20 protein-coding genes are annotated in these 21,898 nt (G+C 64.2%); 11 read left to right on the top strand and 9 right to left on the bottom strand.

Annotated elements, in window-relative coordinates; translation table 11 throughout:
- Position 1 precedes the first annotated feature (1 nt).
- On the bottom strand, positions 2-1,216 hold the full coding sequence (gene hutI / locus BraRD5C2_RS12295) for an imidazolonepropionase (RefSeq protein WP_223968639.1): 1,215 nt from the start codon (positions 1,214-1,216) through the stop codon (positions 2-4).
- A gap of 84 nt (positions 1,217-1,300) precedes the next feature.
- On the opposite strand from hutI, the gene BraRD5C2_RS12290 reads away from it, so the two are divergent.
- The 5 genes from BraRD5C2_RS12290 (at position 1,301) to BraRD5C2_RS12270 (ending at position 6,110) form a co-directional block, all read left to right on the top strand.
- Positions 1,301-2,659, top strand: a complete 1,359-nt coding sequence (locus BraRD5C2_RS12290; protein ID WP_223968637.1) for a formimidoylglutamate deiminase — start codon at positions 1,301-1,303, stop codon at positions 2,657-2,659.
- On the top strand, positions 2,656-3,399 hold the full coding sequence (hutC, locus tag BraRD5C2_RS12285; RefSeq protein ID WP_223968635.1) for a histidine utilization repressor: 744 nt from the start codon (positions 2,656-2,658) through the stop codon (positions 3,397-3,399). The genes BraRD5C2_RS12290 and hutC overlap by 4 nt, the downstream gene beginning before the upstream one ends.
- Before the next feature lie 132 nt (positions 3,400-3,531).
- The gene (locus BraRD5C2_RS12280) at positions 3,532-4,476 is read left to right on the top strand and encodes an ABC transporter substrate-binding protein (RefSeq protein WP_223968634.1); all 945 of its coding nucleotides are present in this window, start codon (positions 3,532-3,534) and stop codon (positions 4,474-4,476) included.
- Between the two features lie 78 nt (positions 4,477-4,554).
- Positions 4,555-5,328: an ABC transporter permease gene (locus tag BraRD5C2_RS12275; protein ID WP_223968632.1), complete on the top strand. Its 774-nt coding sequence runs from the start codon at positions 4,555-4,557 to the stop codon at positions 5,326-5,328.
- A complete protein-coding gene (locus tag BraRD5C2_RS12270) occupies positions 5,325-6,110 on the top strand; it encodes an ABC transporter ATP-binding protein (protein ID WP_223968630.1) in 786 nt (261 codons plus the stop codon). The genes BraRD5C2_RS12275 and BraRD5C2_RS12270 overlap by 4 nt, the downstream gene beginning before the upstream one ends.
- 182 nt (positions 6,111-6,292) lie before the next feature.
- Here BraRD5C2_RS12270 and BraRD5C2_RS12265 read toward each other — a convergent pair whose 3' ends face one another.
- The 7 genes from BraRD5C2_RS12265 to urtA all read right to left on the bottom strand — a co-directional run bounded on the left by BraRD5C2_RS12265 (position 6,293) and on the right by urtA (position 13,039).
- On the bottom strand, positions 6,293-6,643 hold the full coding sequence (locus BraRD5C2_RS12265; RefSeq protein WP_223968628.1) for an FmdB family zinc ribbon protein: 351 nt from the start codon (positions 6,641-6,643) through the stop codon (positions 6,293-6,295).
- Positions 6,644-6,739: 96 nt separating this feature from the next.
- The gene (fmdA, locus tag BraRD5C2_RS12260) at positions 6,740-7,969 is read right to left on the bottom strand and encodes a formamidase (RefSeq protein WP_223968626.1); all 1,230 of its coding nucleotides are present in this window, start codon (positions 7,967-7,969) and stop codon (positions 6,740-6,742) included.
- An 86-nt stretch (positions 7,970-8,055) separates the two neighbouring features.
- Complete coding sequence (gene urtE, locus BraRD5C2_RS12255; RefSeq protein WP_050400072.1) at positions 8,056-8,745, bottom strand: urea ABC transporter ATP-binding subunit UrtE; 690 nt, start codon at positions 8,743-8,745, stop codon at positions 8,056-8,058.
- Between the two features lie 11 nt (positions 8,746-8,756).
- Positions 8,757-9,512, bottom strand: coding sequence for an urea ABC transporter ATP-binding protein UrtD (urtD, locus tag BraRD5C2_RS12250; RefSeq protein ID WP_063695194.1), 756 nt, complete (start codon positions 9,510-9,512; stop codon positions 8,757-8,759).
- A 12-nt stretch (positions 9,513-9,524) separates the two neighbouring features.
- Positions 9,525-10,661, bottom strand: coding sequence for an urea ABC transporter permease subunit UrtC (urtC, locus tag BraRD5C2_RS12245; protein WP_223968624.1), 1,137 nt, complete (start codon positions 10,659-10,661; stop codon positions 9,525-9,527).
- Between the two features lie 17 nt (positions 10,662-10,678).
- Entirely contained in the window at positions 10,679-11,605 is a 927-nt protein-coding gene (urtB, locus tag BraRD5C2_RS12240; RefSeq protein ID WP_097670824.1) for an urea ABC transporter permease subunit UrtB, read from the bottom strand.
- 171 nt (positions 11,606-11,776) lie between these two features.
- Positions 11,777-13,039, bottom strand: a complete 1,263-nt coding sequence (urtA, locus tag BraRD5C2_RS12235) for an urea ABC transporter substrate-binding protein (RefSeq protein ID WP_223968622.1) — start codon at positions 13,037-13,039, stop codon at positions 11,777-11,779.
- A 168-nt stretch (positions 13,040-13,207) separates the two neighbouring features.
- Between urtA and BraRD5C2_RS12230 the strand changes: the two genes are divergently transcribed.
- The 4 genes from BraRD5C2_RS12230 to BraRD5C2_RS12215 all read left to right on the top strand — a co-directional run bounded on the left by BraRD5C2_RS12230 (position 13,208) and on the right by BraRD5C2_RS12215 (position 19,307).
- Positions 13,208-16,576, top strand: coding sequence for a hybrid sensor histidine kinase/response regulator (locus BraRD5C2_RS12230; RefSeq protein ID WP_223968620.1), 3,369 nt, complete (start codon positions 13,208-13,210; stop codon positions 16,574-16,576).
- Positions 16,566-17,492 carry a response regulator transcription factor gene (locus BraRD5C2_RS12225; protein WP_223968618.1) on the top strand — a complete coding sequence of 309 codons (927 nt, stop codon included), beginning with the start codon at positions 16,566-16,568 and terminating at the stop codon, positions 17,490-17,492. Before BraRD5C2_RS12230 ends, BraRD5C2_RS12225 begins: the two co-directional genes overlap by 11 nt.
- Positions 17,493-17,588: 96 nt before the next feature.
- A complete protein-coding gene (locus BraRD5C2_RS12220) occupies positions 17,589-18,467 on the top strand; it encodes a LysR family transcriptional regulator (protein ID WP_223968616.1) in 879 nt (292 codons plus the stop codon).
- A gap of 165 nt (positions 18,468-18,632) precedes the next feature.
- Positions 18,633-19,307, top strand: coding sequence for a peroxiredoxin-like family protein (locus BraRD5C2_RS12215; protein ID WP_223968614.1), 675 nt, complete (start codon positions 18,633-18,635; stop codon positions 19,305-19,307).
- 53 nt (positions 19,308-19,360) lie between these two features.
- Here BraRD5C2_RS12215 and BraRD5C2_RS12210 read toward each other — a convergent pair whose 3' ends face one another.
- Positions 19,361-20,347, bottom strand: a complete 987-nt coding sequence (locus tag BraRD5C2_RS12210) for an AraC family transcriptional regulator (RefSeq protein ID WP_223968612.1) — start codon at positions 20,345-20,347, stop codon at positions 19,361-19,363.
- 129 nt (positions 20,348-20,476) lie between these two features.
- Here BraRD5C2_RS12210 and BraRD5C2_RS12205 point away from each other — a divergent pair, with 129 nt between their 5' ends.
- Together BraRD5C2_RS12205 and BraRD5C2_RS12200 are read left to right on the top strand one after the other, a co-directional pair.
- The gene (locus BraRD5C2_RS12205; protein ID WP_223968610.1) at positions 20,477-21,013 is read left to right on the top strand and encodes a carboxymuconolactone decarboxylase family protein; all 537 of its coding nucleotides are present in this window, start codon (positions 20,477-20,479) and stop codon (positions 21,011-21,013) included.
- Positions 21,014-21,049: 36 nt separating this feature from the next.
- The gene (locus tag BraRD5C2_RS12200) at positions 21,050-21,556 is read left to right on the top strand and encodes a YkgB family protein (protein ID WP_223968608.1); all 507 of its coding nucleotides are present in this window, start codon (positions 21,050-21,052) and stop codon (positions 21,554-21,556) included.
- Positions 21,557-21,898: the final 342 nt, after the last annotated feature.

The raw sequence follows: 21,898 nt of genomic DNA, 5'->3' as shown, positions 1-21,898 counted from the left end.
CTCATTGCCCCCCCCACCCCCGCCGGTGCAACGGATTGAAGCCGATGCGGTAGACCAGCTCGGCGGGACGCTCGATGTCCCAGATCGCCAGATCGCACCTTTTGCCGGCCTCCAGCGTACCGGTCTCGGCGAGCAAGCCGAGCGCCCGCGCCCCTTCCCGTGTCACCCCGGCGAGGCATTCGGCGACCGTCATCCGAAACAACGTTGCGCCCATGTTCATCGCAAGCAGAAGCGAGGTCAGCGGCGAGCTGCCGGGATTGCAATCGGTCGCGAGCGCCATGTTCACGCCGTGGCTGCGGAACAGCTCGACCGGCGGCTTCTGCGTTTCGCGAATGAAATAGAATGCACCGGGCAGCAGCACCGCGACCGTGCCGGCCTTGGCCATCGCGACAGCGCCGGCTTCATCGGTGTGCTCCAGATGATCGGCCGAGAGCGCCGAGAATTTTGCGGCGAGCGCGGCGCCGCCGAGATTCGACAGCTGGTCGGCATGCAGCTTGACTGGGAGCCCCAACGCACGCGCCGCCGCGAATACCCGGGCCGTCTGCTCTCCGGAAAACGCGATGCGCTCCATGAAGCCGTCGACGGCATCGGCAAGGCCGGCCTTGGCTACCGCGGGCAGCATCTCGTTGCAGACCAGATCGATGTAGCGGTCCTTGTCGCCATCGGCTTCGGGCGGCAATGCGTGCGCGCCCAGAAAGGATGTGCGGATCGCAACCGGTCGCAAGCGGCCGAGGCTGCGTGCCGCCGCAAGCTGCCGGATCTCGGTCTCGACGTTAAGGCCATAGCCGGACTTGATCTCGACGGTGGTCGCGCCCTCGCCGATCAACGCGTCTAGCCGCGGCAGCGCGCCGGCGATGAGCTCGGCCTCGGTCGCGCTGCGCGTTGCAGCAACGGTCGAGACGATGCCGCCGCCCGCGCGCGCGATCTCTTCATAGCTCGCGCCCTTCAGGCGAAGCTCGAATTCGTGCGCGCGGTTGCCGCCGTAGACGAGATGGGTGTGGCAATCGACCAGCCCGGGCGTGATCCAGCGGCCCGCGCAATCGGTCCGCTCGACCGCATCCGCATCCACAGGAAAATCCGACTGCGCGCCTGCATAGACAATGCGGCCATCGCGCGCCGCGATCAGGCCGCGCTCGATCTCGCCGAGATCGGCGCGATCGCCGCGCATCGTGGCGAGCCGGGCGTTGTGCCAGATGCGGTCGAAACGCTCTGCCATGCGATCGTCCCTCGAGGTGGGATGCTTGACTTATATGTCTAGACATATAATCGTGTGCCGGTTCTGTCCAGCCGGCATGGAAAAATGACACGACTGCATTTCGCATCCGCGCTGCTGCCTTCGGGCTGGGCCAATGACGTGCAGGTCGTGGTCGCCGATGGTGCGATCGCCTCGGTGACGGCAGGCGTGGCCCCCGCCGCCGGCGATGAGCGTCACCAATTGGCGGTTCCGGGATTGGCGAGCCTGCACAGCCACGCGTTTCAGCGCGGCATGGCCGGCCTTGCCGAACTGCGCGGCGACACCACCGACACGTTCTGGACCTGGCGCGAGACGATGTATCGCTTTGCGCTGACGATGACGCCGGACGACGTCACGGCCGTTGCGACCCTGCTCTATGTCGAGATGCTCGAGCGTGGCTTTACCCGCGTCGGTGAGTTTCACTATCTCCATCATGATCGCGACGGCTCGCCTTACGCCAATCCGGCTGAGATGGCCGTGCGTATTGCGGAGGCGACTGAGGCCTCCGGCATCGGGCTTACGCTGCTGCCGAGTTTCTATGCCCACGGCACTTTCGGCGGCGCAGCGCCGCACGCCGGGCAGCGTCGCTTCATCTGCTCGGTCGATCAGTTCGCCACGCTGATGGCTGCCTCGCGCGAGGCGATCCGAAAACTGCCCGGCGCCAACATCGGCATCGCCCCGCACAGCCTTCGCGCGGTGGCGCCCGATGAGCTCGCGGCGATCATTCCGCTTGCCGGCACCGACCCGATCCACATCCACGCCGCCGAACAGGTGCGTGAGGTGGAAGATTGCATGGCCTGGTCAGGGCAGCGGCCGGTGCAATGGCTGCTCGAACATGCGCCCGTCGATCGGCGCTGGTGCCTGATTCACGCGACCCACATGACGGAACGGGAAGTCGCTGCGCTCGCCGGAAGCGGCGCGGTTGCCGGCCTCTGCCCGGTAACCGAAGCAAGCCTCGGCGACGGCATCTTTTCGGCGCGCGAGTTCCTCGCCGCGGGCGGCCGGTTCGGCATCGGAACGGATTCCAACGTGCTGGTCGGGGTCGCCGACGAGCTTCGTCAACTCGAATACGGCCAGCGGCTGAAGCATCGCGAGCGCAACGTGCTCTCCGGACAACCCGGTGCATCCACCGGCCGTGCCCTGTTCGATCACGCGCTCGCGGGCGGCGCGCAGGCCCTGGCGCAAACCAATGCTGGCCTCACGCCCGGTGCGCGCGCCGATATCGTTACTCTCGATACCGCTCACCCATCCCTGGCGGGACGGTCGGGCGATGCCGTGCTCGACGGCTGGCTGTTTGCGTCCGGAAGCGATGGGATCGATTGCGTCTGGGCCGGCGGCCACAAGCTGGTCGTTGGCGGACGGCACAGGTTGCGCGACAAGGCGCGCGAGCGGTTCAATGCGAGCGTCCGGAGACTCGTCGCATGAGCCTCGCCTCCGAACGGGCCAAACCGGGTGCAAGCAGCAAGCCGACGCTCTACAAGCGGATCAGGCTCGATATCGAGACGCGGATCCTGACCGGCGAATGGCCACCGGGCCACCGCATCCCGTTCGAGCACCAACTGATGGCGCGCTATCGCTGCTCGCGCATGACGGTCAACAAGGCGTTGTCGGAACTGGCGCAGGCCGACCTGATCGAGCGGCGGCGGCGTGCCGGCTCCTTCGTACGCCGACCGCAGCATCTGTCGGCCGTGCTCAAGATTGCCGACATGCGCGCCGAGATCACCGCGCTTGGCCGCAGCTACGGCTACCAGCTGATCGATTGCCGGCGACGCACCGCGACCGCGGCCGATCGCGCCCGGCTCGGCGTGAGCACGGCCGGCAAGGTGATCGCGATCGCCTGCCGGCACAGTGCCGACAATGTGCCGTTTGCGGTCGAGGACAGGCTGATCGATCTCTCCACGGTTCCGGAAGCCGCGACGGCGGACTTTGCGCGCGAGCCGCCGGGATCATGGCTGCTGCATCATGTGCCGTGGACCGAGGCGGAACATACGATCAGTGCGGTTGTCGCGGACGATCGCACGGCGAAGGCGCTCGGCATCGCGGTCGGCGCACCCTGCCTGGTGATCGACCGCTACACATGGCGCAGCGCACGCACCGTGACCGCGGTACGGCTGCATTATCCGGGCGAAACGCACCGCCTGGTGGCTCGCTTCAAGGGAGGCTGAGGACGTCTTGCGCGGCATATTTCATGCAATGCATCATGGGCCACCATCCATCAACGTTTCTGATGCGGCAATCCGCCGCGACTGACGAAGAAATCAACAGGGTTCAATCCATCGTTCAAGGGGTCGACAATCATGCGTTCGTTCAAGCTATTGCCCGCAATCGCAGCTCTGCTCGCGTCCACCGCCGCGTTCGCGGATGACGTCAAGGTCGGCGTCGGCATCTCCGGATGGACCGGCTTCGCGCCGCTGACCCTCGCCAAGGAGGCCGGCATCTTCAAGAAGAACGGCCTCGACGTGACCTTGAAGAAGATCCCGCAGAAGGACCGGCATCTCGCGATCGCTTCGGGCGACATCCAGTGCGCGGCGACGACGGTGGAGACCTGGATCTCCTGGAACGCCAATGGCGTCGCGACCAAGCAGATCTTCCAGCTCGACAAGAGCTATGGCGCCGACGGCATGGCCGTGCGCAACGACGTCGCCGCGATCAAGGACTTGAAGGGCAAGACCGTCGCGGCATCGGCGCCCGGCACCTCGCCCTATTTCGCGCTGGCCTGGATGCTGAAGAAGAACGGCCTCACGGTGAAGGACGTGACCGTGGTCAATCTGGAACCCGCCGCCGCGGCGCAGGCGTTCGTCTCCGGCCAGAACGACGCCGCGATGACCTACGAACCCTATCTGTCGACGGTGCGCGCTGCCCCGGACAAGGGCAAGATCATCGCCACCACGCTCGACTATCCGATCGTGATGGACACGTTCGGCTGCACGCCGAAATTCCTGACCGACAATCCGAAGGCGGCGCAGGCGCTGGCCAACAGCTATTTCGAGGCGCTCGACATGATCGCCAAGGACCAGGCCAAGGCCTATGAGATCATGGGCGCCGATGTGAAGCAGTCGGGCGAGCAGTTCGGCAACTCGGCAAAGTATCTGCGCTGGCAGGACAAGGCCGCCAACCAGAAATTCTTCGCCGGCGACTTCCTCACCTTCAACAAGGACGCCGCGGAGCTCCTGCTCGAGGTCGGCATCATCAAAGCCGCGCCGAAGGTCGAGGACATCTACGACGCGAGCTTCATCAAGTAACGCAACAATCATTACGGCCGGTCCCGCCTCGCGGCAGAGCGAGCGGGACCGGCGCATGAGATACGCCCGGATCAATTGATGCGTCCCCTCGAGCCCACAACATCGAAGCAGCGCGTGACCTATGGCCTCGCCTTCTTCGTGCTGTTCGTCGCCCTCTGGTCCTGGGCGACGTTCGGCGGCCATGTGTCGAAGACATTCCTCGCCAACCCGCTCACTATGGTGCAGGAAGGCTATGAGCTGCTCGCCAAACAAGGCTTCCTGTTCGACATCGGAATGACGATCTGGCGCGTGATCGGCGGCTTTGCTCTAGCCGCCATCATCGCAGTGCCGCTCGGTGTGCTGATGGGGGCCTACAAGCCGGTCGAGGCCTTTCTCGAGCCCTTCGTCTCCTTTGCGCGCTATCTGCCGGCATCCGCCTTCATCCCGCTGTTGATCCTGTGGGCTGGCATCGGCGAATTGCAGAAGCTGCTGGTGATCTTCATCGGCGCTGTGTTCCAGATCATCCTGATGGTGGCCGTCACGGTGGGTGCCACACGGCGCGACCTGGTCGAAGCCGCCTACACGCTCGGCGCCCGCGACAGCGGTGTCATCCGCCGCGTGCTGCTTCCCTCAGCCGCGCCCGAGATCGCCGAGATCCTGAGGCTGGTGCTGGGCTGGGCCTGGACTTACGTGATCGTGGCCGAACTGATCGGCTCGTCGTCCGGCATCGGACACATGATCACCGACAGCCAGGCGCTGCTCAACACCGGCCAGATTATCTTCGGCATCATCGTCATCGGGCTGATCGGCCTGGTCTCCGATTTCCTGTTCAAGGCGTTCAACGCCTGGCTGTTCCCGTGGAAGCTCGCATGACCGCGCTCAGGATCGATCAGGTTTCGCGAACCTTCCCGGCCCGCGCGGGCAACGCGCCGACAAGGGCGCTCGAGCCGACCACGCTCGACGTCGGTGACAACGACTTCGTCACCATCCTCGGGCCGTCCGGCTGCGGAAAATCCACCCTGCTCCGGATCATCGCCGGGCTCGACCGGCCGACCAGCGGGCGCGTCACGCTCGACGGCCGCGAAGTCACCGGCCCCGGCGCCGATCGCGGCATGGTGTTTCAGTCCTACACCCTGTTTCCCTGGCTGACGGTGCGGGAGAACATCGCCTTCGGCCTGCGCGAGCGCGGCGTTCCGCAACAAGGGCGCCATGACATCGCCGACGCGTTCATCCGCCGCGTCGGGCTATCCGGCTTCGAGAACCACTGGCCCAAGCAGCTGTCGGGCGGCATGCAGCAGCGCACCGCGATCGCCCGCGCGCTGGCCAATGATCCGAAGATCCTGCTGCTCGACGAACCGTTCGGCGCGCTCGACAACCAGACGCGGGCACTGATGCAGGAGATGCTGCTCGGGATCTGGGAGCGCGACCAGAAGACGGTGCTGTTCGTCACCCACGATATCGAGGAAGCGATCTTCCTCGGCAGCCGCGTCATCGTCATGAGCGCCCGTCCCGGCCGCGTCAAGGCCGAAATCGCAGTCGACCTGCCGCATCCGCGCTCCTACAAGATCAAGACGACGCCCGAATTCGTCGCGCTAAAGGAGCGGCTGGTCGAGGAGATCCGCACCGAGGCCTTGAAGGTCGTCGAACAGGCCTGAGAGCCCGTTTCGAGGTGCGAGCAATGACATCGAGATTTCTTGACTAGCTCCGTCATGCCCGGCCTTGTGCCGGGCATCCACGTCCCTGCTTCGATCGGGCAAGAAAGACGTGGATGGCCGGGACAAGCCCGGCCATGACGAAGCAGCGCCAGTTTGAGGAAAACCGACGATTGGCTGCGCTGTCAGTGGCTGATCATCCAGGGACGCGCGGTCGGAAAACCCTTGGCGCCGCTCTTGGTCTTGGTCATCAGCCGTGCCGGCTTCTTCTTTCCCGTCGTGGAGCAGCAGCCGCAGCCCGGGCCGTGCGCGGCCTTGTACTGATCGAGCGTCTTCGGCGCGTGCCGGCTCTGCTCGTTGGTGGCGTACGCCTTGCGCTTGTCCGAGGGCATGCAGAAGAACGCCGGGGCAGTCAGGATCACGCGCGGCGACGTCGTCTCGCATCGCGGGCAGTCCTGCGGCAGGTCGCATTCCGCCATCGGCCGCATATCGGTGAACGGGCCGCAATCGTTGCAGAGATATTCGTAGATCGGCATTTCGTTAATCCTTGCGCAGTCGTGTCTGACGTCCGGCGATGGATGCGGGGCGGCCAATACGCAGCCGTCCCGCACCCTTCGCGCAGGGATCACGGATCACTTGTCGGGCGAGATCGGCATCTGAACGTCGCCCTTGATGTGTTTGATCGGTCCGGCCGACGACGGCATGATGTCGAAGTCGAAGATCTCGGTCGGCAGCCACAGCGTGGCGCAGGCGTTGGGCACGTCGACGACGCCGGAGATGTGGCCCTGGCACGGCGCTGTGCCGAGGATCGAATAGGCCTGGGCGCCGGAGTAGCCGAACTTCTTCAGATATTCGATCGCGTTCAAACAGGCCTGGCGATAGGCGATATGGACGTCGAGATAGTGCTGCTTGCCGGCCTCGTCGACCGAGATGCCTTCGAAGATCAGATAGTCCTTGTAGTTCGGCGTGATCGGCGACGGCTTGAACACGGGGTTCTTGATGCCATACTTCGAGACGCCGTCCTTGATGACGTCGACCTTGATGTGCAGCCAGCCGGCCATCTCGATGGCGCCGCAGAACGTGATCTCGCCGTCGCCCTGGCTGAAATGCAAATCACCCATCGAGAGCCCGCCGCCCGGCACATAGACCGGGAAGTAGATCTTCGAGCCGCGCGACAGATCCTTGATGTCGCAATTGCCGCCGTGCTCGCGCGGCGGCACGGTGCGGGCGCCCTCAAGACCGATCTTGGCCTTGACGTCACCCTTGGCCTGGCCGGCATGCGCGGTCGGCGCGAACGGCGGATTGGCGAGGCCCGGCACGCGGGTCGGGTTGGTCGCGATCAGTTCGGCTTCGCGCTTGTTCCAGGCCGCCAGCATCTTGGCGTCGGGCAGACAGCCGATCAGGCCGGGATGGATCAGGCCGGCGAAGTTGACGCCGGGGATGTGACGCGACGAGGTGTAGAGGCCCTTGATGTCCCAGATCGACTTCTGCGCCAGCGGGAAGTGATCGGTGAGGAAGCCGCCGCCATTCTGCTTGGAGAAGAAGCCGTTGAAGCCCCACAGGCTCTCCTTCAACGGACCGACGTCGAGCAGGTCGACGACGAGAAGATCGCCGGGCTCCGCCCCCTTGACGCCGATCGGACCGGACAGGAAATGCACGATCGACAGATCGATGTCGCGCACGTCGTCAGCGGAATCATTGTTCTTGATGAAGCCGCCGGTCCAGTCGACGGTCTCGATGATGAAGTCGTCGCCCGGGCTGACCCACTCGACGATCGGAACTTCCGGATGCCAGCGATTGTGAATCTTGTCGTTTTCATAGGCCGACTTGCTGAGATCGACCTTGATCAGTGTATCAGGCATCGAGATGCTCCCCTTCGTTTACATGGTTAAATGTTTGAGCGTGATCTGGTCGGAAAACCGCTTCACACTTTCCGGATCACGCTCGGTTAGACGGACAGGTATTTGGAGATTTGCGCGGCATCGACGCTGGCGCGCGGATCGTCGCGGACGATCTCGCCGTTCTCGATGACGAGCACGCGGTCGGCGATGTCGAGCGCAAAACTCAGGACCTGCTCGGAGACAACGATCGACAGCCCCCGTTCATCGCGGATCCGCTTCAAGGTGCGCGCCATGTCCTTGATGATTGACGGCTGGATGCCTTCGGTCGGCTCGTCCAGCAGCAGCACCTTCGGCTTGGTCGCCAGTGCGCGGGCGATCGCAAGCTGCTGCTGTTGTCCGCCGGAGAGGTTGCCGCCGCGGCGGCCCTTCATTTCGAGCAGCACCGGAAACAGCTCATAGATGTCGCCGGGCACCTCGGAGCCTCCTGACACCACGAGCCCGGTCTCGATGTTCTCCTTCACCGTCATGGTGGAGAAGATCATGCGGCCCTGCGGCACGTAAGCCAGCCCCTTCGCGACCCGCTCATAGCTCTTCATCGCGCCGAGCTCGGTGCCGTCCATCGTCACCTTGCCGCTCTTGGCCGGCAGGATGCCCATCAGCGACTTCATCAGCGTGGTCTTGCCCATGCCGTTGCGGCCCATGATCGCGACGATCTCGTTGGGCGCGACGGAGACGTTGAGGCCGTGCAGCACCTCGCTCTGGCCGTAGGCGACGTGAAGATCATTGATTGCCAGCATCGCGGTGTTCCTCAATGGCCCAGGTAAACTTCGATCACTTTGGGATCGTTCTTGACGTGCTCCATCGTCCCCTCGGAGAGGATCTGGCCCTGATGCAGCACCGTGACCTTGTGCGCGATGTCCTCGACGAATTTCATGTCGTGCTCGATCACCAGCACCGAACGGTCCTTGATGATGCGGTTGAGCAGCTCTGCGGTCTTGGCGCGCTCCGAGACGCTCATGCCGGCGACCGGCTCGTCGAGCATCAAGAGGTCCGGGTCCTGGATCAGCAGCATCCCGATCTCGAGCCACTGCTTCTGGCCGTGGCTGAGCTGGTCGGCATAGGTGTTGAGGCGATCCTTCAGGAAGATCATCTCGGCGACCTCCTCGACCCGCTGCTTGACCGCATCGTCGCGCTGGAAGGTCAGCGAGCCGAACACCGTGCGGCCGCGCGGGTATGAGATCTCGAGGTTCTCGAACACGGTGAGATCCTCGAACACCGACGGCGTCTGAAACTTGCGCCCGACACCGGCCTGCACGATCTCGTTCTCGCGCAATCTCGTCAGCTCCTGGCCGCGGAACTGGATCGAGCCTGATGTCGCCCGGGTCTTGCCGCAGATCAGATCGAGCACCGTGGTCTTGCCGGCGCCGTTCGGGCCGATGATGACGCGGATCTCGTTCTCCTCGACATAGAAGGAGAGATCGTTGACCGCTTTGAAGCCGTCAAAGGACACGGTGAGTCCGGAGACCGCGAGCAGGAAATCCTTGGGCTGATGGCCGACGAGCATGATGGTCCCTCCTCACTCGGCCGGTGCGCCGTCGGCGACAAGGCCGGCCGCCGATTTTGATTTGCGTGATGCGAACAGCCGATCGATGCGGGGCTGGATATGATCCGCCCAGATGCCGGAGAGCCCGTTCGGGAAGGCCAGCACGACCGCGATGAACAGTGCGCCGAGGCCGAACAGCCAGAGCTGCGGGAAGGATTCTGAAAGGCTGGTCTTGGCGAAATTGACCAGCAGCGCACCCCAGACCGCGCCGAAGATCGACATCCGGCCGCCGACCGCGGTGTAGATCACCATCTCGATCGACGGCACGATGCCGACGAAGGACGGCGACATGAAGCCGACCTCGAGCGTGAACATGGCACCGCCGATCGCCGCGAACACCGCCGCGGCACAGAACGCGAAGATCTTGAAATTGGCGACGCTGTAACCGGAGAAGCGCACGCGATCCTCCTGCTCCCTCATCGCCACCAGGATGCGCCCGAGTTTTGTCAGCCGGATGAATTGCGCGGCAACGATGCATCCGAACAGCAACACAACCTCGACAAAATACAGAATGAACTTGGCGTGATCGGTGCGGATGTCCCAGCCGTGCAGCGTACGCAGATCCGTGATGCCATTGATGCCGCCGGTGTAGCCCTGCTGCCCCACGATCAGAATGGTGAGGATCGCCGCGATCGCTTGCGTGATGATCGCAAAGTACACGCCGCCGACCCGGCGCTTGAACATCGCGGCGCCGATGATCAGCGCGAACAACGCGGGAACCAGCAGGATCGCCAGCACCGTGACCGGAAAGCTGTGGAACGGCTTCCAGAACAGCGGAAGCTGCGTGATCTGGTTCCAGTCCATGAAGTCGGGGATGCCCGGCGTCGACTGGATCTTGGTGTTCGCGACCGAGGACGCCTCGAGCTTGAGGTACATCGCCATGCAGTAGCCGCCGAGGCCGAAGAACACGCCCTGCCCCAGGCTCAGGATGCCGCCATAGCCCCAGCACAGCACGAGGCCGATGCCGACGAAGGCGTAGGTCAGATATTTGGCGACCAAATTGAGGCGGAAGATATCCAGCGACAGCGGCAGGATGAGAAGTAGCAGCACCGCGAGCGCAAGGAAGCCGAGCAGTTCGGAGCGATTGAAAAAGCGCGAGTTGATGACCATGACCTGCCTGCTTGTTCTTATTTGCGGACCTTGAGCGCGAAGAGCCCCTGCGGACGCACCATCAGGATCGCGACGATCGTGAGCAGCGTGATCACCTTGGCCATCGACCCCGACAGGAAGAATTCCAGCGTCGACTGGGTCTGCGAGATCGAGAAGGCGGAGGCGATAGTGCCGAACAGCGAAGCGGCGCCGCCGAACACGACGACCAGGAAGGTGTCGACGATGTAGAGCTGGCCGGCGGTCGGCCCGGTCGAGCCGATCATGGTGAAGGCCGAGCCTGCGACCCCGGCGATACCGCAGCCGAGGCCAAAAGTGTAGCGATCGACCTTCTCGGTGTTGATGCCGACGGCGCCCGCCATCACGCGGTTCTGCACCACCGCGCGCACCTGCTTGCCCCAGCTCGACCAGAACAGCACGTAGGCGACCGCGATCGTGATCAGCATGGTCAGCGCCATCACGAACATGCCGTTGATGGGGATCTGGATCGAGTCGGTCGCCTGCCAGGAGCCCATCATCCATTCCGGCAGCTCGACGCCGACTTCGCGCGCGCCGAAGATCGAGCGATAGGCCTGCTGCAGGATCAGGCTGAGACCCCAGGTCGCCAGCAGCGTATCGAGCGGACGCTTGTAGAGATGGCGTATCAGCGCCCATTCGACCAGCATGCCGAGCGCGCCGGAGGCGATGAACGCCAGGATCATGGCGATGAAGAAGTAACCGGGGAACAGCCAGGGCGCGACGTGCTGCACGGCGTTCGACGTCATCCAGGTGACGTAGGCGCCCAGGATCATGAACTCGCCGTGCGCCATGTTGATGACGCCCATCTGGCCGAAGATGATGGCAAGCCCCAGCGCCATCAGCACATAGACGGAGAACAGGATGAGCCCGGCAAATCCCTGCATCGCAAGGATGGCGCCGAGATCGCTGATCGAATAGTCGCCGAACATCTGGTTCTCCGTCATTCCAAAGGGCACGCGCCGCCGGTCAAGCGACGCTCGTTCCGTGGCGTGGACGATGACGTCCACGCCGCGATGCGTTGTGGAGCTTCGTAACCCGGGTGAGCGGCAGCGATACCCGGGACGGCCCCGCATATCGCTCCGCTCATGCGGGCTACTGGCTCACTGGTAGCCCTTGGGGAACGGATCCGGCTCGACGAGATCGGCGGTCTCGTAGATCAGCTCATACTGGCCGTCGGCCTTGGCGCGCCCGACGCGGGTCTTCGACCACAGATGATGGTTCTCGTGGATCCGGACGTAGCCTTCCGGCGCGCCCTTGAACTCGACGCCGGGGGACGCCGCCGCGATCTTGTCGATGTCGAAGGAGCCCGCCTTCTCCACCGTCAACTTCCACAGCCACGGGCCGAGGTACGCAGCCTGCGTGACGTCGCCGATCACGGTCTTCTCGCCCCACATCTTCTTGAAGGCGGGCACGAATGCCTTGTTGTTCGCATTGTCGAGCGACTGGAAATATTTCATGCAGGCATAGGCGCCGGCGATGTTCTCGCCGCCGATGCCGTCGATCTCGTCCTCGGTGACCGAGATGGTGAGCAGCGTCTGCTTCGACAGGTCGATGCCGGCCGCCTTGAGCTGCTTGTAGAACGCGACGTTGGAGCCGCCGACGATGATCGCGTAGATCACGTCAGGCTTGGTCAGCTTGATCTTGTTGATCACCGAGTTGAACTGGGTCGAGCCGAGCGGGAAGTACTCCTCGCCGACCACCTTGCAGCCCTGCAGATGATTCTCGATGTGCTTGCGCGCGATCTTGTTCGAGGTGCGCGGCCAGATGTAGTCCGAGCCGAGCAGATAGAAGCTCTTGGCGCCCTTGGTCTTGTTGACCCAGTCGAGGCCCGCGATGATCTGCTGCGTCGCTTCCTGGCCGGTGTAGATGACGTTCTTGGACTGCTCGAGGCCTTCATAGAAGGTCGGGTAGTACAGCATGCCGTTGTACTGCTCGAACACCGGCAGCACCGCCTTGCGCGAGGCCGAGGTCCAGCAGCCCATCACGGCGGCGCATTTGTCGTTGACCAGCAGCTTCTTCGCCTTTTCCGCGAAAGTCGGCCAGTCGCTCGCGCCGTCTTCCTGGATGAACTTGATCTTGCGGCCGAGCACACCGCCGGCGGCGTTGATCTGCTCGATCGCGAGCTTCTCGGCCTCGACCGATCCGGTCTCGGAGATCGCCATGGTGCCGGTCACGGAGTGCAGGATGCCGACCGTAACTTCGCTATCGGTGACTGCAAGACCCGTCGTGTTGACCGCGGAGGTTGCAGGAACGTCGGCGAATGCGGGGCGGCCCAGCATCGAAACGGCCGGCAAAGCCGCCATTCCCATCAAGAGCTTGCGCCGGAGCGGAGACTTCAGGCCTGGTTTGGTTTCGTCTGACATGAGCACCCCATTGGTTCGAGAACGCTTATTGATCAGGCGAGGATTGCTCACTTTTGTGCAGCGCACAGATACGTGAGATCGCGTATACTGCACCGCAAAATAGCGACGTAGGTTTTTGGTACGGGATTTGCCCGCGATCAGAGCATCGTGGACCAGGAGTTAGAGCGAGTGGCAGGGCGGCAGCGGATAGACCGCGTCAGGCGCCAATACAATCAATGGGTCGCCAACCAGACGCTGGAAGACTACGCGCTGCGCTTCACCGCCAAGAGCGCGCGGCGCTGGTCCGCCGCCCGTGTCGCCAACACCGCGCTCGGCGCGATCTCCTTCCTTGCGCTGGAGGCGATCGGCGGCACCATCACGCTGAACTATGGCGCGATCAACGCCTCCGCAGCGATCCTGGTCGTCAGCGTCATCATCTTCCTCTGCGGACTGCCGATCGCCTACCATGCCGCGAAAAGCGGCATCGACATCGACCTGCTGACCCGCGGCGCCGGCTTCGGCTATATCGGCTCGACCATCACCTCGCTGATCTACGCCTCCTTCACCTTCATCTTCTTCGCGATCGAGGCCGTGATCCTGGCCAGCGCGCTCGACATGTGCTTCGGCATCCCGCGGCCGATCGGTTACCTGATCAGCGCCGTCGTGATCATTCCGCTCGTCGTCTACGGCATCACCCTGATCAGCCGCTTCCAGCTCTGGACCCAGCCGCTATGGGTGATCCTCCACATCATGCCGTTCGCGGCGATCGCGTGGGCCAATCCGCATTCCTTCACCGAGTGGCGCAAGTTCGCCGGCGAGCACGGCGATCCCGCCGGCAACCTTGATCTCCTGCTGTTCGGAACAGCCGCCTCCGTCGTGTTCGCGCTGGTGGCGCAGATCGGCGAGCAGGTCGACTTCCTGCGGTTCCTGCCGCGCGACCGCCGCACCTCGCGCAAGGCCTGGTGGATCGCGCTGCTGAGCGCCGGTCCCGGCTGGATCGTGCTCGGCGCGCTCAAGCTGCTCGCCGGCTCGTTCCTGGCCTTCTTCGCGCTCAGCCACGGCGTCTCGGCCGAGCACGCGGCCGAGCCCGCGAACATGTATCTCGAAGCCTTCCGCTACGTGCTGTCGCAGCCGGATCTCGCAATGGCGCTGACCGGGACCTTCGTGATCCTGTCGCAGGTCAAGATCAACGTCACCAACGCTTATGCCGGCTCGATCGCCTGGTCGAACTTCTTCTCCCGCCTCACCCATTCGCATCCCGGCCGCGTGGTGTGGCTGGTGTTCAACGTCGTCGTCGCGTTGCTGTTGATGGAAATCGGCGTCTACAAGGCGCTGGAGCAGACGCTGGCGCTGTATTCAAACGTCGCGATCGCCTGGGTCGGCGCGCTGGTCGCCGATCTCGTCATCAACAAGCCGCTCGGCCTGCGGCCGCAGCACATCGAGTTCAAGCGCGCCCATCTCTGCGACATCAATCCGGTCGGCGTCGGCGCGATGACGATCGCGACCGTGGTCTCGATCAGCGCGTTCTACGGCCTGTTCGGCCCGACCGCGAAAGCGCTGTCCGCCTTCGTCGCGCTCGCGGTGGCCTTCATCACTGCTCCGCTGATTGCGTGGGCGACCGACGGAAAGTATTACATCGCCCGCAAGCCGAAGCGGAGCTGGCAGAACCTTGAATCGATCCAGTGCTGTATCTGCGAGCATGCGTTCGAGCCCGAGGACATGGCCTCCTGTCCGGCCTATGCCGGCCCGATCTGCTCATTGTGCTGCTCGCTCGACGCCCGCTGCCACGACCTCTGCAAGCCGCATGGGCGGATCGGCGCGCAAGTCTCGGACGCGCTGGGCAAGGTGATGCCGCAGCCGATCTACGCCCGCATCAACTCGCAGCTCGGCCATTACCTCGGCGTATTCGCGGTCTCGGCCGGTCTCGTCGCGCTGGTGCTTGGCCTGATCTACCTGCAGACCACGGCGGCCGTGCATGCCAACGAACTATTGGCCGACGTGCTGTGGAAGGTGTTCTTTGCGCTGACCCTGATCATCGGCGTCGTCGCCTGGCTGTTCGTGCTGGCGCAACAGAGCCGGCGCGCCGCCGAAGACGAAACACGTCGGCAGACCACGCTGCTGATCCAGGAGATCGACGCCCACAAACGCACCGATGCCGAGCTGCAGCGCGCCAAGGAAGTGGCCGAGGCCGCCAATCTCGCCAAGAGCCGATACGTCGTAGGTCTCAGTCACGAACTTCGCTCGCCGCTGAATGCGATCTCCGGCTACGCGCAGCTATTGGAGCAGGACGACAGCCTCCCGGTGCGGCCACGCGGGCAAGTGCGCGTGGTCCGCCGCAGCGCCGATCATCTGTCGGGTCTGATCGACGGTATTCTCGATATCTCCAAGATCGAGGCCGGCCGCCTCTATCTTTCGCGCGACGAGGTGCGGCTGAACGATTTCCTCGAGCAGCTGGTCGGCATGTTCCGCCTGCAAGCTGCTGCAAAAGGCATCGACTTCGTGTTCAGGCGGCCGGCCGTGCTGCCCGTCGTGGTCTATGCCGACGAGAAGCGGCTGCGCCAGATCCTGATCAACCTGCTCTCGAATGCGATCAAGTTCACGCAGACCGGCAAGGTGCAGTTCGTGGTGCATTATCGCAGCCCGGTCGCCGAGTTCGAGGTGATCGATACCGGGCCGGGCATCCAGCCCGACGATCTCGAACGAATCTTCGCCCCGTTCGAGCGCGGCGCACTCGGCGTCAGCCAGCCCCAGACCGGCACCGGGCTCGGCCTCACCATCAGCCGCCTGCTCGCGGGTGTGATGGGCGGCGACATCAAGGTCCTGAGCACGGTTGGCACCGGCAGCACGTTCCGCGTCAAGCTGCTGCTGTCGGAGGTCACCAATCCGCGCCGCGATGCGCCGGTCGACGCTCCCGTGTACGGCTATCACGGACCGCGCAAGACGATCCTGATCACCGACGATGATCCGACCCACCGCGACCTGCTGCGCGAGATCCTGGCGCCGCTCGGCTTCATCCTGCTCAGTGCACCAGACGGACCTGGCTGTCTTACCCTCGCGCAGCATTGCCGGCCGGACATGTTCCTGCTCGATATCTCGATGGCCGGCATGGACGGCTGGACGGTCGCCGAGACCTTGCGCTCAGAAGGCCATCACCAGGCCCGAATCCTGATGATCTCGGCCAGCGCGCTGGAAGCCCATGGCGCGCCGCTGGCGCAGCCGTTCCACGACGGCTACTTGATGAAGCCGATCGACATCCCGCGGCTGCTCGAGAGCATCCGCCAGCTGCTCAAGATCGAGTGGCAGTATGAGGCCGAGCAGGTTCCGCCCCCGCAATGGAAGCCCGATACGGGCTCGCGCCCGCCGGTTAAATATGTCGAAGAGCTGATCAGCCTCGGCCAGCTCGGCTATATCAGGGCGATCCAGCTCAAGCTCGACGAGATCGGCAACGAATGTCCCGAACATGCCGACTTCGTCGGACAGATGCGCACGCTGATCGACCGGTTCGATCTTGATCAATATATGGCGACGTTGAAAACATTGTACAGCTATGACCATTGAACAGCGAAAGCGCGACGTCGCGCTCGTCGTCGACGACTCGCCCGAGACGTTGCGCCTGCTGACCGACGCGCTCGACGGCGCCGGCATGACCGTGATGGTCGCGCTCGACGGCGCCTCCGCGATGCGCATCGTCGACCAGATCACCCCCGATATCGTGCTGCTCGATGCCGTGATGCCCGGCATGGACGGCTTCGAGACCTGCCGGCGGCTGAAGCGCGACGCCGGGCTCGATGGCGTCCCGATCATCTTCATGACGGGACTGGCCGAAACCGAGCACATCGTGCGCGGGCTGGAGGCCGGCGGCGTCGACTATGTCACGAAGCCGATCGTGATCGAGGAAATGCTGGCGCGCATCCGGGTCCATCTCGCCAATGCACGGATGACCCAGAGCGCCCGCGCCGCGCTCGACGTCTCCGGCCGCTATCTGCTCGCAGTCAACAGTTCAGGCGCGCTGCTGTGGGCGACGCCGCAGGCACAAAGACTGCTGTCGGATACGCTCGCCGACGCCGCCGACAATTTCGTGCTGCCGGAGCCGATGCCGCAATGGCTAGACCAGGCTCAGAAAGGCAAGGCCGGAGCGAAGACCGCGGCCGTGGCGTCATTCCCCGGCAGCGAGCAGCTTCGGCTGCAATTCATGGGCAAGCTCGGGCCCAACGAATTCCTGCTGCGGCTGGCCAAGGACACCAGCGGTGACATGCCGGCCGAGTTCTCCAGCGAGCTCGGCCTGACCACCCGCGAGGGCGAAGTGCTGTCCTGGCTCTCCAAGGGCAAGACCAACCGCGACATCGCGCAGATCCTGGGCTTGAGCCCGCGCACCGTCGACAAGCACCTCGAGCAGATCTACGCCAAGCTCGGCGTCGAGAACCGCACCGCCGCCGCCGCGATCGCGGTCAATGCCAGGCATCGCAAGTCGTAGCCTGCCGTCTCCTCTGCCGACGCGCGTCCGGAAATGGCCAATCGCCTCGGACCGTGAGAGGATGGGGATGATCGCTCATTCCTGTGGAGAATAGCCATGGATCGTCTGGCGGCGATGGAGACATTCGTGCGGGTGATCGAGACCGGCTCGTTCTCCGGGGCGGCGCGACAGCTCCGGGTCGGCCAGCCGGCGGTTTCGAAATCAGTCGCGCAGCTCGAGGAATTTCTCGGGGTCAAGCTGCTCACGCGGTCGACCCATGGCCTCACCCCGACCGAAGCAGGGCTCGGCTATCTCGAGCGCGCCAGGCGCGCGCTTGAAGAGGCGGCCGAGGCCGAGATCGCGGCACGCGGCGCGGGTGCGGGCCTCAAGGGCCGATTGCGGATCTGCGCCGCCGTCACCTTCGCCCGGATCCATCTCATTCCGATGCTGCCGAAGTTTCTCGCGCAGCATCCGGAGCTGGAGCTCGAAGTCGTGCTCGACGACCGCCAGATCGATCTCGTGCAGGAAGGCATCGACGTCGCGCTCCGGATGGGCAAGATGCTGGATTCGACGCTGACCGCGCGCCGCGTCGCGAGATGCAAGCGCCTCGTGCTGGGTACGCCGGCCTATTTCGACCGCGTCGGCACGCCGGCCACGCCGAGCGAACTGAGCCGGCACCAGGCCGTCGTTTATCTCCGCGAGGGCAGCGTGTGGTCGTTTCAGCGCGAGAGCACGGAACTCGCCGTCACGGTGCGGAGCCGGTTGCGGGTCACCGCGGCCGAAGGCGTCCGGGCTGCGGTGCTCGCCGATGCCGGGCTCGCGATCGCCTCGGAGTGGATGTTCACCCCCGAACTCCAAGCGGGCGCTGTGCGTGCGGTCCTGCCGGAATGGAGCCTCCCCGCGCTCGATCTCTGGGCCGTGCTTCCGACCGGGCGCGCCGCGACCGCCAAGGCCCGCGCATTCGTGAACTTCTTCGAGCGCAGCTTCAATGCATGACGCGTGATCCGCCGGTTGAAGCGGTTCGCCCCCATTCCAGCTAGGAATAAACGCTAGTCCAGCGGTAGCGCTACCCTGCGCGGCCATCTCCTTTAGCTTCCTGTGTGTGATTTCAACAAACGGACGGCGCTGCCGTCCACCACGCAGAAGCCAAGGAGAACCGCCATGTCGCTGCAAGCCAAGCTCGACGCTTTCAAGGCCGATTTCGAGGCCGGAAAGCCGCCGTACAACGTTCCGCCAGCCGTCATCGAGATCATGCACCGCGCCACCGCGGAGCTGATCGCATCCGGTGCCGCCCAGCGCGCCAAAAAGGCGGGCGATGTCGCCCCTGCCTTCTCGCTCCGGGATCCCGACGGCAATATCGTCAACTCGGCCGATTTGTTGAAGCGCGGCCCGCTGGTGCTCAGCTTCTACCGCGGCGTCTGGTGCCCGTATTGCAACATGGAGCTGCAGGCGCTGGAGGCCGCCAAGCCGGAATTCGACAAATATGGCGCGTCGCTGATCGCGATCTCGCCGCAGACCGCGCCGAACAGCCGGAAGTCGGTGCGCCAGAACAAGCTCTCGTTCCCGATCCTGTCCGACGCGAAGGGCCAGATCGGCGACGCCTTCGGACTGCGCTTCCATCTGCCCGACTATCTGGTCGAGCTCTACAAGCAGCTGAAGAACGATCTGCCGACCTTCAACGACGATCCGAGCTGGACGTTGCCGATGCCGGCCCGCTACGTCATCGGACGGGACGGCGTGATCCTCTACTCGGAGGTGAACCCCGACTATACCCGCCGCCCCGAGCCCGAGGACATGATCGCAGTTCTCCAGCAGGCCGCTGCCGTGAAGGCGTGACAGCGCGCAGAGCGGCCGGTGGCGATCGCCCATCGGCCGCTGCCCGACGTGGGTCAGGCTTGTGCGGCGCCTGGCGGATCACCCGGTGCGGCGAGACCCATCACGGCATCCGGTTCGGACGGCTGCGTCTTCCGCCACTGCGCCGGCGTCACGCCCATGTGGCTCTTGAAGGCGCGCTGAAACGCGGCCTCGGATTGGTAGCCGACCTTCTCCGCAACGGCGCCGGTCGAAAGCGATGATCTCTTCAACTCGTTCGCCGCAAGCGTCATCCTGATATCGGTTTGCAGATCGCTCGGCGATCGCCCAAGCTTGTCCTGGAACTGGCGCGCTAGCGTGGCGCGCGACATGTTGCAGAGACGCGCAAGCTCCGGCAGCGACCATGCGCGCGCAGGCTGGTTGAACATGGCCGCCACCGCCGGCGCAAGTCGGGGATCGCCGACCAGTGCGAGCAGGCCGCTTGACCTGTCATCGGTCTCGCTCGCAAGCCGCAGCACAAGCGCAAACATCGCCGTGGACAGCGCGTCCAGCATGGCGCGGCCGCCCAGATGATCGTCGGCCGTTTCGCTGCGCATCAGGGACACGAGGCCAGCGAGCCGTGCGGCCGTACCCTTTCCCATACGCGAGCCGGCATGCACGACAAGACGCGGCGGAAGATAAGTGCGCAACAGACGGTCGTGCGGAGGTGCAATCGCGAAGTGTCCGCACAGCAGATCAAGCCGCTCGTCCGAACCCAGGTTTTCGCTGATCGTGAAATTCTGCGCCGCCCGGTTGCGCGCCGGCAGCGGTGTCGCGCCGCTGCCGTCATGCATCACGTGCCGGGGGTTGCCGGGCAGCAGAAGAATGTCGCCGGTCTTCAGCAGCAACGGCCGGCCGCCAGCGGGATCGTCAAGGATCGCCGAGCCGGCGAGCACCGCATGATAGGGGATCTCGTTGGTCGCGCCCGGCCCCTGGTCGATGCGCCAGGGCACGCTGTAGCTGCAACGAAGGTCGAGCCGCCCGCGCACCGGCATCATCTCGAATAGCCGGCTGAGCCAATCCATGGCCAATCCCCCGAAGCAGAGCATGAGACGATTGAGCATATAATCGAGCAATATGAACATTCAGTGTCTCACGTCTCGTTCCTATTGTCACTCCGCAATCGTTCACCACCCCAAACAAGGAGTGCCACCATGTCGCGTCTCTCAGTTCCCAATCTCGAAACCGATACCGGCCCGTCGGGCCAGATCTACGCCCAGATCAAGAAGGCTGCCGGCAGCGTGCCGAACGCCTACGCGGCAATCGCCGCCCACGGTCCGGCCGCCCTCAAGTCGATGCTCGCGGCCGATGCGGTGCTTGCCAGCGGAAGCCTTTCCAAGCGCGATCGGGAGATCATCAAGCTCGTGGTCAGCGCCGCCGGCGGCTGCGACTATTGTGTCGCCGCGCATTCTCATCTCGCCAAGCTCGCCGGTGTGAAGGCAGACGCACTGAAGCAGATTCGCGACGGCGCGCCGACCGGTGATGCCAAGTCCGACGTGTTGATCGGCTTTGTCCGCAAGCTCGCACAGTCGAGCGGCACCGTCAGTGCCGAGGACTTCGCCGCGATCAAGGCCGCCGGCTACAGCGACGCGCAGCTGGTCGAAATCAGCCTGGCGTTTGCGACCATCGTCTTCACCAACGTCTTCAACCGCATCAACGACACCGACATCGACTTCCCCGCGGTCGCCTAGAGCGACCGAACGATGTCGCACGAAGGGATCACGACCATGACCACGCTTACCAACACCACACAGAATCCACTTGTCCGCGCGCTCGACAGATCAGGCCTGCTCGCGGATGACCTCGACTACCACGTCGTTCGCGCCGCGATGGTGATCATGTTCCTGTTCTTCGGTTACCAGAAATGGTTTCCGTACGAATTCGAACGGCTGGTCCCGTTCATCAGCAACGGGCCGCTGATCTGGTGGCTCTATCCAGCCTTCGGCCATGCCGGCGCCAGCTACTTTCTGGGCGCCTCGGAGTGGACGTTCGGCTCGCTGCTGCTGGCGGGTTTCAGGGACAAGCGGCTCGGCGTTCTCGGCGCCCTCGGCTCGACCGGCACCTTCATCGCGACCGTCACCATCATCCCGTTCATGCCGGATGGTTGGGACGTTGCCGCCGGAGGCTTCCCCGCAATGACCGGCAACGTGCCCTTCCTGATGAAGGACGTCGTTCTGCTCGCTGTCTCGCTCTACCTGCTGAGGCAGGACCTGGTTCGCCTTATCAGGCAATAGGTGGCATCCGCTGATGGCGATGGATCGCCGGCGAACCCTGCGTTCGCCGGCGATCACGCGTTGATCGGGGGTCGGGGAAACCGCTGATGTCGCGACATCGCAGCCATTGTTGCGGTGCAGGCAAGGTCAGATCGTGTTTCGGCGCTACGCCATAAGCTGTTGCCGAGTTTGCGGAATGCGTTGCAGTTGCCGGTCCGTTCCTGTGCGGGATCGGGTTGGCGGTGCGGCATGTTCAATCTGGATCGCGTCGGCATTGCCATGCAGGAATGATCGGTCGCTCTCCCGGCCATGACCATAGTTCTGCCGTGCGGTCTAGGTTACAAAATACCGCCGGTGTTGTTC

The sequence above is a fragment of the Bradyrhizobium sp. RD5-C2 genome (genome assembly GCF_019972155.1).
In the GTDB taxonomy this organism is placed as follows: domain Bacteria; phylum Pseudomonadota; class Alphaproteobacteria; order Rhizobiales; family Xanthobacteraceae; genus Bradyrhizobium.
The sequence above is the reverse complement of the archived record's forward strand: the minus strand, read 5'-3'. Positions and strand labels throughout refer to the sequence as shown.

Coding starts and splice junctions, on each gene's coding strand:
- urtA (WP_223968622.1), bottom strand. CDS start 13,039: ATGTCAGACGAAACCAAACCAGGCCTGAAGTCTCCGCTCCGGCGCAAG.
- BraRD5C2_RS12215 (WP_223968614.1), top strand. CDS start 18,633: ATGTCGCTGCAAGCCAAGCTCGACGCTTTCAAGGCCGATTTCGAGGCC.
- BraRD5C2_RS12275 (WP_223968632.1), top strand. CDS start 4,555: ATGCGTCCCCTCGAGCCCACAACATCGAAGCAGCGCGTGACCTATGGC.
- hutC (WP_223968635.1), top strand. CDS start 2,656: ATGAGCCTCGCCTCCGAACGGGCCAAACCGGGTGCAAGCAGCAAGCCG.
- BraRD5C2_RS12225 (WP_223968618.1), top strand. CDS start 16,566: ATGACCATTGAACAGCGAAAGCGCGACGTCGCGCTCGTCGTCGACGAC.
- fmdA (WP_223968626.1), bottom strand. CDS start 7,969: ATGCCTGATACACTGATCAAGGTCGATCTCAGCAAGTCGGCCTATGAA.
- BraRD5C2_RS12220 (WP_223968616.1), top strand. CDS start 17,589: ATGGATCGTCTGGCGGCGATGGAGACATTCGTGCGGGTGATCGAGACC.
- BraRD5C2_RS12280 (WP_223968634.1), top strand. CDS start 3,532: ATGCGTTCGTTCAAGCTATTGCCCGCAATCGCAGCTCTGCTCGCGTCC.
- BraRD5C2_RS12210 (WP_223968612.1), bottom strand. CDS start 20,347: ATGGATTGGCTCAGCCGGCTATTCGAGATGATGCCGGTGCGCGGGCGG.
- urtD (WP_063695194.1), bottom strand. CDS start 9,512: ATGCTCGTCGGCCATCAGCCCAAGGATTTCCTGCTCGCGGTCTCCGGA.
- hutI (WP_223968639.1), bottom strand. CDS start 1,216: ATGGCAGAGCGTTTCGACCGCATCTGGCACAACGCCCGGCTCGCCACG.
- urtC (WP_223968624.1), bottom strand. CDS start 10,661: ATGGTCATCAACTCGCGCTTTTTCAATCGCTCCGAACTGCTCGGCTTC.
- BraRD5C2_RS12270 (WP_223968630.1), top strand. CDS start 5,325: ATGACCGCGCTCAGGATCGATCAGGTTTCGCGAACCTTCCCGGCCCGC.
- urtB (WP_097670824.1), bottom strand. CDS start 11,605: ATGTTCGGCGACTATTCGATCAGCGATCTCGGCGCCATCCTTGCGATG.
- BraRD5C2_RS12265 (WP_223968628.1), bottom strand. CDS start 6,643: ATGCCGATCTACGAATATCTCTGCAACGATTGCGGCCCGTTCACCGAT.
- urtE (WP_050400072.1), bottom strand. CDS start 8,745: ATGCTGGCAATCAATGATCTTCACGTCGCCTACGGCCAGAGCGAGGTG.
- BraRD5C2_RS12290 (WP_223968637.1), top strand. CDS start 1,301: ATGACACGACTGCATTTCGCATCCGCGCTGCTGCCTTCGGGCTGGGCC.
- BraRD5C2_RS12205 (WP_223968610.1), top strand. CDS start 20,477: ATGTCGCGTCTCTCAGTTCCCAATCTCGAAACCGATACCGGCCCGTCG.
- BraRD5C2_RS12200 (WP_223968608.1), top strand. CDS start 21,050: ATGACCACGCTTACCAACACCACACAGAATCCACTTGTCCGCGCGCTC.